Origin of the sequence: Pseudomonas sp. 2822-17, from assembly GCF_002742485.1 — a bacterium.
Classification (GTDB): Bacteria; Pseudomonadota; Gammaproteobacteria; order Pseudomonadales; family Pseudomonadaceae; genus Aquipseudomonas; species Aquipseudomonas cyclaminis.
On the sequence record NZ_LJRZ01000706.1, the window covers coordinates 1 to 267 of the forward strand.

1 protein-coding gene is annotated in these 267 nt (G+C 40.1%); it reads left to right on the plus strand.

Annotated features, from left to right (window positions below; genetic code table 11):
• Window positions 1-267, plus strand: a 267-nt coding sequence (locus tag AOA60_RS23910) for a peptide-methionine (S)-S-oxide reductase (protein ID WP_143522549.1), incomplete at both ends; no start/stop codon positions are given.

The window sequence follows — 267 nt, forward strand, 5'->3', positions numbered from 1 at the left end:
AGGTGGAACAACGTCTAATGCCACATATAGAAACATGGGAGACCACTCAGAAACACTCCAGATAGATTATGATCCTGTGGAACTTTCCTTTGAAGAAATTGTAAAATATTTTTGGACATCTCATAATTCGTCCCGTAATGGCTACGGTGGAAGGCAATATATGTCCATACTGCTTTATCACGACGAAAGGCATAGGGAAGTTATGATGCAGTGTAAGCGTGATCTAGAGAATAAAACGAAGATGAAGATAGAGACGGAAATTGCTCC